The sequence below is a fragment of the Rhizobium sp. Root482 genome, assembly GCF_001426565.1.
In the GTDB taxonomy this organism is placed as follows: Bacteria; Pseudomonadota; Alphaproteobacteria; order Rhizobiales; family Rhizobiaceae; genus Pararhizobium.
The window spans coordinates 291,783-304,265 of the sequence record NZ_LMFA01000022.1 but is presented as its reverse complement, the minus strand read 5'-3'; the positions used below and the strand labels follow the sequence as shown (position 1 = coordinate 304,265).

General features: G+C 63.1%; 12 protein-coding genes. 5 read left to right on the top strand and 7 right to left on the bottom strand.

Annotated elements, in window-relative coordinates:
• Nucleotides 1–40 precede the first annotated feature (40 nt).
• The 4 genes from ASD31_RS17430 (at nucleotide 41) to kynU (ending at nucleotide 4,060) form a co-directional block, all read left to right on the top strand.
• Nucleotides 41–1,027, top strand: coding sequence for an ABC transporter substrate-binding protein (locus ASD31_RS17430; RefSeq protein WP_056337225.1), 987 nt, complete (start codon nucleotides 41–43; stop codon nucleotides 1,025–1,027).
• Nucleotides 1,028–1,089: 62 nt separating this feature from the next.
• Nucleotides 1,090–1,869 (top strand): ABC transporter ATP-binding protein, encoded by a 780-nt coding sequence (locus ASD31_RS17425; RefSeq protein WP_056336556.1) that lies wholly within the window; start codon nucleotides 1,090–1,092, stop codon nucleotides 1,867–1,869.
• A 4-nt stretch (nucleotides 1,870–1,873) separates the two neighbouring features.
• Nucleotides 1,874–2,797: an ABC transporter permease gene (locus tag ASD31_RS17420; protein ID WP_056337223.1), complete on the top strand. Its 924-nt coding sequence runs from the start codon at nucleotides 1,874–1,876 to the stop codon at nucleotides 2,795–2,797.
• A gap of 15 nt (nucleotides 2,798–2,812) precedes the next feature.
• Nucleotides 2,813–4,060 carry a kynureninase gene (gene kynU, locus ASD31_RS17415; protein WP_056336553.1) on the top strand — a complete coding sequence of 416 codons (1,248 nt, stop codon included), beginning with the start codon at nucleotides 2,813–2,815 and terminating at the stop codon, nucleotides 4,058–4,060.
• Between the two features lie 125 nt (nucleotides 4,061–4,185).
• On the opposite strand, the gene ASD31_RS17410 is transcribed toward kynU, so the two are convergent.
• The 7 genes from ASD31_RS17410 to ASD31_RS17380 form a co-directional block, all read right to left on the bottom strand.
• The gene (locus ASD31_RS17410) at nucleotides 4,186–4,872 is read right to left on the bottom strand and encodes an ABC transporter ATP-binding protein (protein ID WP_056336551.1); all 687 of its coding nucleotides are present in this window, start codon (nucleotides 4,870–4,872) and stop codon (nucleotides 4,186–4,188) included.
• Nucleotides 4,869–5,618, bottom strand: coding sequence for an ABC transporter ATP-binding protein (locus tag ASD31_RS17405; protein ID WP_056336547.1), 750 nt, complete (start codon nucleotides 5,616–5,618; stop codon nucleotides 4,869–4,871). Before ASD31_RS17405 ends, ASD31_RS17410 begins: the two co-directional genes overlap by 4 nt.
• Nucleotides 5,611–6,600 (bottom strand): branched-chain amino acid ABC transporter permease, encoded by a 990-nt coding sequence (locus ASD31_RS17400; protein ID WP_056336543.1) that lies wholly within the window; start codon nucleotides 6,598–6,600, stop codon nucleotides 5,611–5,613. The genes ASD31_RS17405 and ASD31_RS17400 overlap by 8 nt, the downstream gene beginning before the upstream one ends.
• Before the next feature lie 8 nt (nucleotides 6,601–6,608).
• A complete protein-coding gene (locus ASD31_RS17395; RefSeq protein WP_056336540.1) occupies nucleotides 6,609–7,529 on the bottom strand; it encodes a branched-chain amino acid ABC transporter permease in 921 nt (306 codons plus the stop codon).
• 132 nt (nucleotides 7,530–7,661) lie between these two features.
• Nucleotides 7,662–8,798, bottom strand: a complete 1,137-nt coding sequence (locus ASD31_RS17390; RefSeq protein WP_056336537.1) for an ABC transporter substrate-binding protein — start codon at nucleotides 8,796–8,798, stop codon at nucleotides 7,662–7,664.
• Between the two features lie 42 nt (nucleotides 8,799–8,840).
• On the bottom strand, nucleotides 8,841–9,677 hold the full coding sequence (gene kynA / locus ASD31_RS17385) for a tryptophan 2,3-dioxygenase (RefSeq protein ID WP_082520606.1): 837 nt from the start codon (nucleotides 9,675–9,677) through the stop codon (nucleotides 8,841–8,843).
• Nucleotides 9,674–11,299: an AMP-binding protein gene (locus ASD31_RS17380; protein ID WP_056336534.1), complete on the bottom strand. Its 1,626-nt coding sequence runs from the start codon at nucleotides 11,297–11,299 to the stop codon at nucleotides 9,674–9,676. Before ASD31_RS17380 ends, kynA begins: the two co-directional genes overlap by 4 nt.
• Nucleotides 11,300–11,572: 273 nt before the next feature.
• Between ASD31_RS17380 and ASD31_RS17375 the strand changes: the two genes are divergently transcribed.
• Entirely contained in the window at nucleotides 11,573–12,451 is an 879-nt protein-coding gene (locus ASD31_RS17375; RefSeq protein WP_413813819.1) for an alpha/beta hydrolase, read from the top strand.
• Nucleotides 12,452–12,483 lie beyond the last annotated feature (32 nt).

Here is a 12,483-nt window from a genome sequence, read left to right as displayed (position 1 = left end):
GTCTTACATGGCAGCCTTATCGATCTGGGAGGAGAAGATAATGAAGAATGTGAAATCGCGCTTTCTGTCGGGTCTCGTCGTCGCCGGTGCGCTGGCCGCCGGGCTTGGTGTCGCCCATGCCGATCCGATCAAGATCGGCATTGCCAATTTCGGCGAGCACCCGCAGTTGAATGCCGCCATCGCCGGCTTCAAGACGGCGCTTGGCGAAAACGGCTATGTCGAGGGCAAGGATGTGGTCTACAGCGAAAGCCACACGAATTTTGATGCTTCGCTGGTTCCGCAGATGATCGCCAAGCTCCAGGCCGAGCAGCCGAAGCTGATCTATACGATCACCACGCCCGTTTCGCAGATTGCCAAGAAGGCGCTGGCCGGTACCGGCATCAATGTCGTCTTTTCGGCAGTGACGGATCCGGTGGCGGCCAAGCTGGTTCCCTCCTGGGAGGCCGGAGACGAGGGCATGACCGGCGCCACCGACCTGCAGGACATGGCCGCCGTGATGGCCTTCACCAAGAAGCTGCTGCCGGACGCCAAGCGGTTCGGCGTGCCCTATAATCCGGGCGAGGCCAATGACGTGGCGCTGCTCGAAAAGATCAAGGAAGTGGCCCCGGCCGCCGGTTTCGAAGTGGTCGAGGTCGGTGTCGACAATATCAACGATATCCAGCAGCGCGTGGCCTCGCTCGCCGGCAAGGCGGACGTGATCTACACGCCGGCTTCCAACCTCCTGCAGCCGGCGATCGCCGCCGTCTCGGCCGCCGCCCGCCAGGCTGGCATCCCGATCGTCAATTCCGACGACGGCGCCGTGCGTGACGGTGTCGTGCCGGCAAGCTTTGCGGTGAACTATACCCAGGTCGGCATGAACGCCGGCAAGATCGCCGCCGAAATCCTCAAGGGCAAGGACCCAAAGACGATCGCTCCGTCGCGTCCGGCCTATGAGGATCATGCCCCGACGATCTCCAAGAAGGCCATGGCCGCCTTCGGCATCGAGATCCCGGCGTCGCTGGCCGATTGCGGCTGCATCGTCGACTGATTTCGACTTCATCTAGAGCAGGTGATGGCGCCTTGCGCCATTGCCTTTTTCGGGAGAGACGGATGCTTGAAATCCAGTCTGCACGCAAGGTTTTCTACAAGGGCCAGGCCGACGAGAAGATTGCCCTCGACGGTCTCAGTCTCAAGCTTGCCACCGGCGAATTCGCGGTGGTCATCGGCTCCAACGGCGCCGGCAAGAGCAGCATGCTGAACGCCATCTCTGGCGCCCTGCCGCTCGATGTCGGCAAGGTTCTCATCAATGGCGACGATGTCACCGACATGCCGGTGCACAAGCGCGCCGCCCGCCTCGCGCGGGTGTTCCAGGATCCGATGAAGGGCACCGCTGCCTCGATGACGGTTGCCGAGAACATGCTGCTTGCCGATCTGCGCAGCACGAGGCGCAGGCTCCGTCGCGGGCTGAACGCCAAGCGCCTGGAGCAATACAGGGAGCGGCTTTCGCTGCTCGGCCTCGGGCTTGAAAACCGCCTGGATACGCGGGTGGAACTGCTGTCCGGCGGCCAGCGCCAGTCCCTGTCGCTGATCATGGCGGTCGGTGGCGATCCTGAACTGCTGCTGCTCGACGAACATACCGCCGCGCTCGATCCGCGCACCGCCGATATCGTCATGCAGGCGACGGTGCGCGCGGTGGATGCGCTGAAGCTGACCACGCTGATGGTGACCCACAACATGCAGCATGCCGTCGATTTCGGCCACAGCGTCATCATGCTCGACGCCGGCAAACTCAGGCTGGAAATCTCCGGCGAGGAGAAAACTACGATCACCGTTCCCGACCTGATCGGCCATTTCGCCGTGAAGACCGACCGCATGATGCTGGCGAGCTGATATGATGGACCTTATCCAGACGATTTCCTCGAGCTTCGTCTCGCTTATCCCGGTCACGCTGGCGCAGAGCCTGATCTTGGCCTTCGTCGTGCTCGGCATCATGATACCGTTCCGCACCCTGAACTTTCCCGACCTCACCAGCGAGGGCGCGTTTCCGCTCGGCGGCTGCGTCTGCGGTGTTCTCCTGGCCGGCGGGGCCTCGCCGTTGACGGCGATCGGTGTGGCACTTGTCGCCGGCTTCCTTGCCGGCTGCTGCACCGCCTTCATCCATCTGCGCTTCCGCATCCATACGCTGCTGGCCGGTATCCTGATGATGACGATGCTCTACAGCATCAATCTGCGCATCATGGGCAAATCCAACCTGTCGGTGTTCGGTGCGCCAACGGTGTTCGATTGGGCGCCCTTCACGCAGCCGGGCTTCCCGGCCAGCAAGATCGTCGTCGCAGGGATCATCGGCCTCGTCGTCTTTCTCCTGCTCGACCTGTTCTTCAAGACCGAGAAGGGCACCGCGATCCGCGCCGTCGGCGCCAATCCGGACATGGCCGAGGCGCAAGGGATCAATGTCTGGGTCGCCACGATCGGCGGCGTCGGCCTCGCCAGTGCGTTTTCGGCAACCGGCGGCGCGCTGATGGTGCAGTCACAAGGCTTTGCCGACGTCAATATGGGTCTCGGCATCCTGATCAACGGCCTGGCGGCCCTGATGATCGGCGAGGCGATCGTCGGCAAGCAGACCGTGGTGCGCCAGCTTGCGGCGCCCTTCGTCGGTGCCGTGATCTACTACCAGCTCGTCTCGTTCTGCCTGGCCGCCGGCATGCCGCCGCCGGACCTGAAGCTTGCGACCGGCCTGTTCGTTCTCGCCATGCTCGCTCTTCCGAGCCTGCGCCGCAGCCGCGGGCCCGCACAGGCGCGCGAAACCATCCGCGAATAATGAGGATTGCCTGACATGACCGGAATTCCCGATCTCGCCGCGATCGAGGCGATGGACGCCGCCGATCCCCTGCGCACGATGCGTGACCGTTTCGACCTGCCGGACGATCTCATCTATCTCGACGGCAATTCGCTGGGGGTGGCCTCGAAGGCGGCCTATGGCGAGATCGAGAAGGCGGCGCGCGAGGAATGGGGTCAAGGCCTCATCCGCAGCTGGAACACCGCCGGCTGGTTCGACATGCCGGTGGAACTCGGCGACCGGATTGGCCGCCTGATCGGCGCGGCACCCGGCCAGACCGTGGTGGCGGACACGACCTCGATCAATATCTACAAGGCACTGCACGCCGCCATGGGCCTGAGGCCGGGGCGCAATGTCATCGTCGCCGAGGGCGGCAGCTTTCCGACCGACCTCTACATGGCCGAAGGCGTGGCCTCGACCCGGCCGGGGACTGTCCTGCGGCTGGAAGGCGTCGATGCTCCCACTATCGAGGACCTGATAGACGAGGAAGTCGCGGTCGTGCTCGTCAATCATGTCAACTACAAGTCGGGCGAACTGCGCGACATGGCGGTGCTGACCGAAAAGGCGCAGGCCGCCGGGGCGCTCGTCGTCTGGGATCTCTGCCATACGGCAGGCGCGCTGCCGGTCGATCTGGACGGATCGAATGTCGATTTCGCCGTTGGCTGCAGCTATAAATATCTGAATGGTGGCCCCGGTGCGCCGGCCTTCATCTATGTCGCGAAGCGTCACCTTGCCGACGCGCAGCAGCCGCTCAGCGGCTGGTGGGCCCATGCCCGCCCCTTCGCCTTCGAGCAGGGTTTTGCGGCCGACGCCGGCATCCGGCGCTTCCAGTGCGGCACCCAGGGGATCCTGTCGATGCGGGCGCTGAAGGGCGCGCTCGATATCTGGGACCAGGTCGAAATGGCGGTTCTGCGCCAAAAGAGCATCGCGCTCACCGACCTGTTCATCCTCCTGGTCGAGAGCCGCTGCGGCGGCCACGGCCTGACGCTTGAGAGCCCCCGTGACAGCAGCAGGCGCGGTAGTCAGGTCTCGTTCGAGCATGAAAATGCCTATGCCGTCATGCAGGCCCTGATCGAGCGCGGCGTCATCGGCGATTTTCGCGCCCCGGCCACCATCCGCTTCGGCTTCACGCCGCTTTATACGCGTTTCCGGGATGTCTGGCAGGCCGTCGAGATTCTCGAAGACATCCTGCGCACCGGCGCCTGGAAAGACGCGCGCTTCGCGGTCAAGTCCGCGGTGACCTGAGCGGCTGACGAAAGCGCTCTTCTCTTCTCCCCTCGGGGAGAAGGTGGCCCGAAGGGCCGGATGAGGGGGCCGCGAAGCTGCGGATGTGCCGGATCCTTCATCGCCCGCGTAGGTCCGGCGGGACCTCACACGCCGAGATAGCGGTCCTGAAGCTCCGCCGTCAGCTCGCCCGGCGCACCCTGAAACACGGTTGCGCCTTTTTCCAGAACGAAACAACGATCGGCGACGGGCAGGAGTTCCGACAGCGTCTTGTCGACGACGAGGATCGACTGGCCGGCGGCCTTGAGCGTGCGGATCGCCGCCCAGATGTCCTGCCGGATGACCGGTGCCAGGCCTTCCGTCGCCTCGTCGAGGATCAGCAGGCGCGGATTGGTCATCAACGCTCGTCCGATGGCCAGCATCTGTTGCTCACCGCCGGACAGCGTGTTGGCATATTGGTCGCGCCGTTCGCCGAGCCGCGGAAACAGGTCGATGACCCGCGACAGCGTCCATTCGCCGCCGCGGGCAGCGGCGATGAGGTTTTCGTGCACGGTAAGATTGGGAAAGCAGCGCCGTCCCTCCGGCACAAGCCCGACGCCGAGGCGGGCGATGCGGTATGGCCGCAGACCCGCGACCTTGCGGCCGGCGAAATCGATAGCGCCCGAGCGCGGCCGCACCAGGCCGAGGATCGAGTTGATCGTCGTCGTCTTGCCCATGCCGTTGCGGCCCATCAGCGCCACGACCTCGCCCTCGCCCACATCCAGCGAAACGCCGAACAGCGCCTGCGATGCGCCGTAGAAGGTTTCAAGGCTCTTGATGTCGAGCAGGCTCACGCGGTTTCCCCCAGATAGGCGCGCCGGACTTCGGGGTCGTTGCGGATTTCATCGACCGTGCCGGTGGCGATGACGCGGCCGTAAACCAGTACCGAAATCCGATCGGCGAGCGCAAAGACCGCGTCCATGTCGTGTTCGACAAGCAGGATCGGCGCTTCGTGGCGCAGCCCGTCGAGAAAAGTGGTCAGCGATTTCGAGCCTTCCGGCCCCATGCCGGCCATCGGTTCGTCGAACAGGAAGGCTTTCGAGCCGAGCGCGAGCGCGATGGCGATTTCCAGCTGACGCCGCTCGCCATGCGAAAGCTCCGCCGCTGGCAGATGCGCCCGCTCGGCAAGGCCGACGCGCTCCAGCATCGCCATGGCCGGATCGGTCAGGCTGCGGTCGCCCATCACCGGGCGGAAGAAGCGCAGGCTCGATCCCTGCTTTGCCTGGACGGCGAGCATGACATTGCGAAGTGACGAAAATTCCGGTGCGAGCGACGAGATCTGAAAGCTGCGTCCGAGCCCCAGCCTTGCGCGGGCAGCCATGTCGAGGCCGGCCATATCCTGGCCTAGAAAGCGGATCGTGCCGCTGTCGGAGCGAATGGACCCTGAAATCTGGTGGATGAGCGTGCTCTTTCCGGCGCCGTTGGGGCCGATCAACGCATGGATTTCTCCGGGCCGCAGGTCAAGGCTGACGCCATCCGTTGCTGCCAACGCGCCGAAATTCTTGCGCAACTCGCGGATTTCAAGGACCGGTTCAGCCATGACGCGCCTTTCCGGCAAGAAGACCGAGCAGCCCGCCGCGCGCGAAAAGCACGACGCAGAGCAGGATCAAACCGAGGAAGAACTGCCAATGTTCGGTGATGCCGCCGAGCGCATATTCGATCAGCACATAGAGCATGGCGCCGGCCACCGGTCCGAACAGCCGGGCCTTGCCGCCGAGGATGATCAGCACGATCAACTCTCCCGACATGTGCCATGACAGCATGGAAGGGCTGACGAATTTGTTGAGATCGGCAAAGAGCGCGCCGGCAATGCCGGTCATCATCGCCGAGACGACAAAGGCGACCAGCCGAATATTGAAGGGTGCGATGCCGACGGCGGCAAGCCGCGTCGCATTCTGCCGTCCCGCCTCAAGCGCCGCGCCGAAGCGGGCGCCACGCAGGAGCCAGAACAGGCCGAGCGCCAGCATCAACAGCACGTAGCAGATGAGGAAGAAGGAGAGCGGCTGGGCAGTATTGACGCCCGGAAATTCGTTGCGGACATAGATGGACAGACCATCCTCGCCACCATAGGCCGGCCAGGAAACGGCGAAGAAATAGATCATCTGTGCAAAGGCGAGCGTTATCATGATGAAATAGACGCCGGTGGTGCGCAGGCTGATCGCGCCGATCGGCAGGGCGATGATGCCGCAGATCATCACTGCCACCAGCCAGATCACCGGCATGGACGTCGTACCTTCGATGCCGAACAGCAATGGCTCGGCGTTGAAGGCATGGGTGGAGAGAATGCCGGCGACATAGCCACCGAGGCCGAAAAAGGCGGCGTGCCCGAAGGAGACGAGGCCGCCGAGGCCAAGCGCGATATTGAGCCCGACGGCAGCCAGTGCCAGGACGACGATGCGGGTGGCAAGGGTGATGTAGAAGGTCTCGCCCATCGCCGAAGCGCCAAGAGGGAAGGCGAGAAGCATCAGCGCCAGGAGGATATTGACGACGGTTTCGCGGGAGAGGCGGGGCTTGGGGGGCATGGCCGGCCTCACGACTGCGCCGCAAACAGGCCGCTTGGCCTGAAAGCGAGAATGAAGGCCATGACGATATAGATCAGCATGGAGGCAAGGGCCGCGCCTATGAGGCCGGCCTGGGCGGCGGGCAGCACCAGGGCAAAGATTTTGGGCAAGAGGAAGCGGCCCATCGTATCGACCACGCCGACCAGTATGGCGCCGAACAGCGCGCCCTTGATCGAGCCGATGCCGCCGATGACGATGACGACGAAGGCAAGGATCAGCACCGGCTCGCCCATGCCGACCTGCACCGATTGCAGCGCGCCGACCATGGCACCGGCGAGCCCCGCGAGTGCTGCGCCCAGCGCAAAGACCACCGTATAGAGCGTCCTGATATCGACGCCGAGCGCGCCGATCATCTCGCGATCGGATTCGCCGGCGCGGATACGCATGCCGAGTCGGGTGCGCGCGATCAGGAAGTAGAGGCCTATGGCGACCACGATGCCGACGCCGATGATGGCGAGGCGATAGAGCTGGTACTGGCCGACACCGGGCAGGGGCACGGCGCCCTGCAAGAGCGGCGGAATGTCGAGATAGAGCGGAAAGGAGCCGAACAGCCAGCGCATGCCTTCCGAGAACATCAGGATGAGCGCGAAGGTTGCCAGAACCTGGTCGAGATGGTCGCGGTCATAGAGCCTGCGGATGACGACGATCTCTGTGATCGCACCTGCCGCCGCCGAGGCGATCAGGCTCGCCACCAGCCCGATCCAGAAGGAGCCGGTTGCCGCCGCCACGGCGGCGCAGGCAAAGGCGCCGACCATGTAGAGCGACCCATGGGCAAGGTTGATCAATCCCATGACGCCGAAGATCAACGTCAGGCCGGCGGCCATGAGGAACAGCATCACCCCGAGCTGCAGCCCGTTGAGGAGTTGTTCGATGAGCAATGCAATGGACAAAGGGGCGATCCGAGGCTCGGTTCCAGAAATACTTCACAGGCTGCACCGAACGGCACGGCATGGACGCAAGAGTAGAGGCCATCGACGCGCCGGCCGAAGTCGGCGGCGCGTCGATGGAGCAATGGCCGGAGCCTACATCTTGCACTGTTCGGCGTAGGCATCACCGTGCTTTTCGAAGGCGGTGCCGATGATCTTGTTGGTCAGCACGTCGCCTTCCTTGATCACCTCGCGAACATAGATGTTCTGGATCGGGTGATTATTGGTATTGAAGGAAAAGTCGCCGCGCACCGACTTGAAATCGGCGGCCTTGAGGGCTGCACGGAAGGCGTCCTTGTCCTTGACGCTGGCCTTGGCCATCGCCGACAGGATCAGGTTCGCCGTGTCCCAGCTCTGGGCTGCATAGACGGAGGGCAGGCGGTTATATTCGGCCTGGAAAGCCTCGACGAATGCCTTGTTGGCCTCGTTGTCGAGGTCCTTTGCCCAGCTTGCCGAGTTCTTGACGCCAAGGGCCGCGTCGCCCACTGCCGGCAGGATGTCCTGGCTGAAGGAGAAGCTTGGTCCCATCACCGGAATATTGACGCCCGACTGGGCATATTGCTTCATGAAGGCGATGCCCATGCCGCCGGGCAGGAAGAAGAACACGGAATCGGCGCCGGAATCACGGATCTGGGCGATTTCCGCCGCATAGTCGGTCTGTCCGACCTGGGTATAGATTTCGCCCGCCAGTTCGCCCTTGTAATAGCGCTTGAAGCCGGTCAGCGAATCCTTGCCGGCCGGATAGTTGGGGGCGAGAATGAAGGTCTTCTTGTAGTCCTTGTTGGCGTATTGCCCCATCGCCTCGTGGAAATTGTCGTTCTGGTAGGCGACGTTGAAATAGTTCGGGCTGCACTTGGCGCCGGCAAGCGCCGAGGGGCCGGCATTCGGCGACAGGTAGATGATGTCCTGCGAGACGGCATTCGGAACGACGGCCATCGCAAGGTTCGACCAGATGATGCCGGTCATCAGGTCGACCTTGTCGCTCTGGATCATCTTTTCGGCGATCTGAACGGCGATTTCGGGCTTTTGCGCATCATCCTCGATGACGAGTTCGACATCCTTGTTGCCGGACTGCTTCATGGCCAGCACGAATGCGTCGCGCATGTCGGTGCCCAGCCCGGCGCCGCCGCCGGAAAGCGTAGTGATGACGCCGATCTTCACCGGTTCGGCATTGGCCAGTCCGGCCGTCGCCAGCGTCAGGCCGAAAATGCCGGCCGCGATCGTCTTCTTCATGCTGTTCTCCCTTTGTGTTCCCGTTTTTATCAATTGGTATTTTTAGAGTCGGGTGCGAACTTTCCAGAGTTCCGGGAAAAGTTCAACCTCCAGCATCTTCCTGAGATAGGACGCCCCGGACGTGCCGCCGGTGCCGCGCTTCATGCCGATGATGCGCTCGACGGTGGTGACATGGTTGAAGCGCCAGCGGCGGAAGTAATCCTCGAAATCGACCAGCTTCTCCGCCAGTTCGTAGAACATCCAGTAGCGCTGCGGATCAAGATAGATCGCCTGCCAGGCGGCAAGCACCTCCTCGCTCTCGACGCGCGTCTCGCGCCAGTCGGTCCGAAGCGCATCCGGGCCGACATCGAAGCCGTTGCGTGACAGAAGGAGGATGGCTTCGTCATAGAGCGAGGGTTGCGAGAGAATGGCTTCGAGCCTGCCGGACAGTTCCGGCTGATGCGCATGCGGACGCAGCATGGCGAGATTGCGGTTGCCGGCCGTGAATTCGATGGCGCGATATTGCCAGGACTGGAAGCCCGAGGACTGGCCGAGCGACCCCCGGAATTCGGTATATTCGCTTGGTGTCATCGTCCTCAGCACGTCCCAGGCATTGTTGAGCTGCTCGAAGATGCGGGCCACTCGCGTCAGCATCTTGAAGCTCGGCTCCAGCCGGTCGGCGCGGATCGAGGCGATCGCGGCGCCGATCTCGTGCAGCGCCAGCTTCATCCACAGTTCCGAGGTCTGGTGCTGGATGATGAACAGCATTTCGTCATGCGCGCTCGACAGCGGAGATTGCGCCTCAAGCACTTTTTCGAGATGCAGGTAATCGCTGTAGGACATGCGGTCCTGAAACGACATCTGCGCGCCTTCCGCCGAGGGATCGTAGGGCTTGCTCACTTCACGATCTCCGCGCGCAGCCGGAACCGCTGGATCTTGCCGGTCTGGGTCTTGGGCAGGGCATCGGTGAATTTCACCGAACGCGGATATTTATAGGGCGCGATCACCGCCTTGACATGATCCTGCAGGCGCTTGGCGGTCGCAGCGTCCGCCGCAATACCCTCGACAAGGACGATATGCGCCTCGACGATCTGCCCGCGCTCCCGGTCATCGGCGCCGATCACCGCGCATTCGGCAACCTCGCAATGGGAAAGAAGGGCGGCTTCCACTTCGGGGCCGGCAATATTGTAGCCGGCGCTGACGATCATGTCGTCCGAGCGGGCGGCGAAATGGAAGAAGCCGTCCTCGTCCTGGTAGAAGGAATCGCCGGTCAGGTTCCAGCCGTCGCGGACATATTCGCGCTGCCGGTCGTCGGCCATGTAGCGGCAGCCCGTCGGGCCGCGCACCGCCAGCCGGCCGACCGTTCCGCGCGGCGCCTCGTTCATCTCCTGATCGACGATGCGTGCCTCGTAACCGCCGACGGGCTTGCCGGTCGATGCCGGCTTCATGTCCGTCAAGCGGTTCGAAATGAAGATGTGCAGCATCTCGGTGGCGCCGATGCCGTCGAGGATCGGCTTGCCGGTCTTTTCGATCCATTCCTCGAAGACCGGGCCGGGCAGGGTTTCGCCGGCCGAGACGGCGATGCGCAGCGACGACAGGTCGGCGCCCTCGTCCACGGCCTTCATCATGGCGCGATAGGCGGTGGGCGCGGTAAACGAGATCGTCGCCTTGTAGGTCTCGATGATCTTGATCATGTTCGGCGGCGTCGCCTGTTCCAGCAAGGTGGCGGCAGCGCCGAACCGCAAGGGGAAGATGGCAAGCCCGCCAAGCCCGAAGGTGAAGGCGAGCGGCGGCGAACCGACGAAGACATCGTCGGGCGTGACCGCCAAAACCTCTTTTGCATAGGTATCGGCGATCAGCAGCAGGTCGCGGTGAAAGTGCATCGTCGCCTTCGGTACGCCCGTCGTGCCCGAGGTAAAGCCGAGCAGGGCGACATCGTCGCGGCCGGTCTGAACGGCATTGAAGAGGACCGGTTTGTCGAGTGCGATCCGGTCAAGCTCGGCGTCGTGATTGGCGGTGCCGTCGAAGCCGACCACCTTTTTCAGGAAGGGACTGTCCTTGGCGCAGGCGACCATTTCGTCCATCAGCCTTGTATCGCAAAGCGCCAGCGAAATCTCCGCCTTGTCGACGATCTTGGCAAGTTCGCCGGCGCGCAGCATCGGCATGGTGTTGATGACCACGGCACCCGCCTTGGTGGCCGCGAGCCAGCAGGCGACCATGGCCGGATTGTTGGCGGAGCGGATCAGTATCCGGTTGCCCGGCTTGACGCCGTAATTCTCGACCAGTGCATGGGCGAGCCGGTTGGTCCAGTCGGACAATTCCTTGTAGGTGCGGCGCCGCCCGTTGCCGATCAGCGCGGTATGGTCGCCAAAACCCTTTTCGACCAGCCTGTCGGTCAGTTCCACGCCGGCATTGACATGATCTGGATAGTCAAAGCCGTCGAGCAGGAAGTCCGGCCACTGGTCCTGCGGCGGAAGATTGTCGCGCGTGAAAGTGTCGGTATGCGCTGACGGTCCAAGCATTCTGCGGCTGTCCCCTACCTGCTCATCGTCACGAACGATGGCCAACATGTCTTTTGTGCGTTGCGTGTGGGGAGGTGTGCGCTGGCGTCAAGGCCGGCGGAGCAATCCGTACCCGGCACAGCGAGACCTCCCACCTTCTCGACTGATGCAATCAGAATTGCACCGGATCAAAATTATTTCAAGCATAAAGTTTTTATGCGCGACCATTGACGAAATCGGGCGTTCTGGCCATTGCTAGAGCATGTCGCGCAAAAGCCGCATAGGCGTTTTGCGATGCCGGCATGCGGAAACAACGACCTGAAATCCAATGCCGGGGAGGGCGCGGTGCTCGAACGTCACATCACAGATTGGAACGATGCCTATACCAATGGCGCCAATATCGCCGGCGGCGATCGCTTTCCCGGTGCCTGGGTAAAGCCGGCGCTTTCCTATCGCGAGAGGCTTTCCTCGATCGGCCGGGCGCGGCTCGACATCGCCTATGGCGCGAAACCGCGCAACGGCCTCGATCTCTTTTTGCCGGCCACAACGCCGAAGGGGCTCGTCGTCTTCATCCACGGTGGCTACTGGATGGCGCTCGACAAGAGTTTCTGGTCGCATCTGGCCGCAGGTGCGGTCGATAATGGCTATGCGGTTGCCATGCCGTCCTATTCGCTCTGCCCCGAGGTCCGCATCGCCGAGATCGTCGGCGAGATCGGTGCCGCCGTCACCAGGGCTTCGGAACTTGTGGAGGGACCGGTGATGCTGACCGGGCATTCGGCCGGCGGCCATCTGGCAAGCCGGATGGTTTCGACGACCACGCCGCTTGCGCCGTCGCTGCAGGCGCGTATCCGCAATGTCGTGTCGATCTCCGGCATCCACGATCTGCGTCCGCTGATGGCGACCGATATGAACGGCACGCTCAAGCTTGATGAGGCAGAGGCGCTGAGCGAGAGCCCGGCGCTGCTGCGGCCGATGGCTAATGCCCGCATCACCTGCTGGGTCGGTGGCGGCGAGCGCGGCGAATTCTTGCGCCAGAACGCGCTTCTCGCCAATATCTGGACCGGCCTTGGCGCTACCACCAATGCGGTGGTCGAGTCCGACCGCCATCATTTCAGCGTCATTGACGGGCTTGCCGATGCCGATCATGCGCTGACGCGCACGCTGCTTGGCTGATGATCGGGAAAGACCGGGCCGCCGCGCATGAA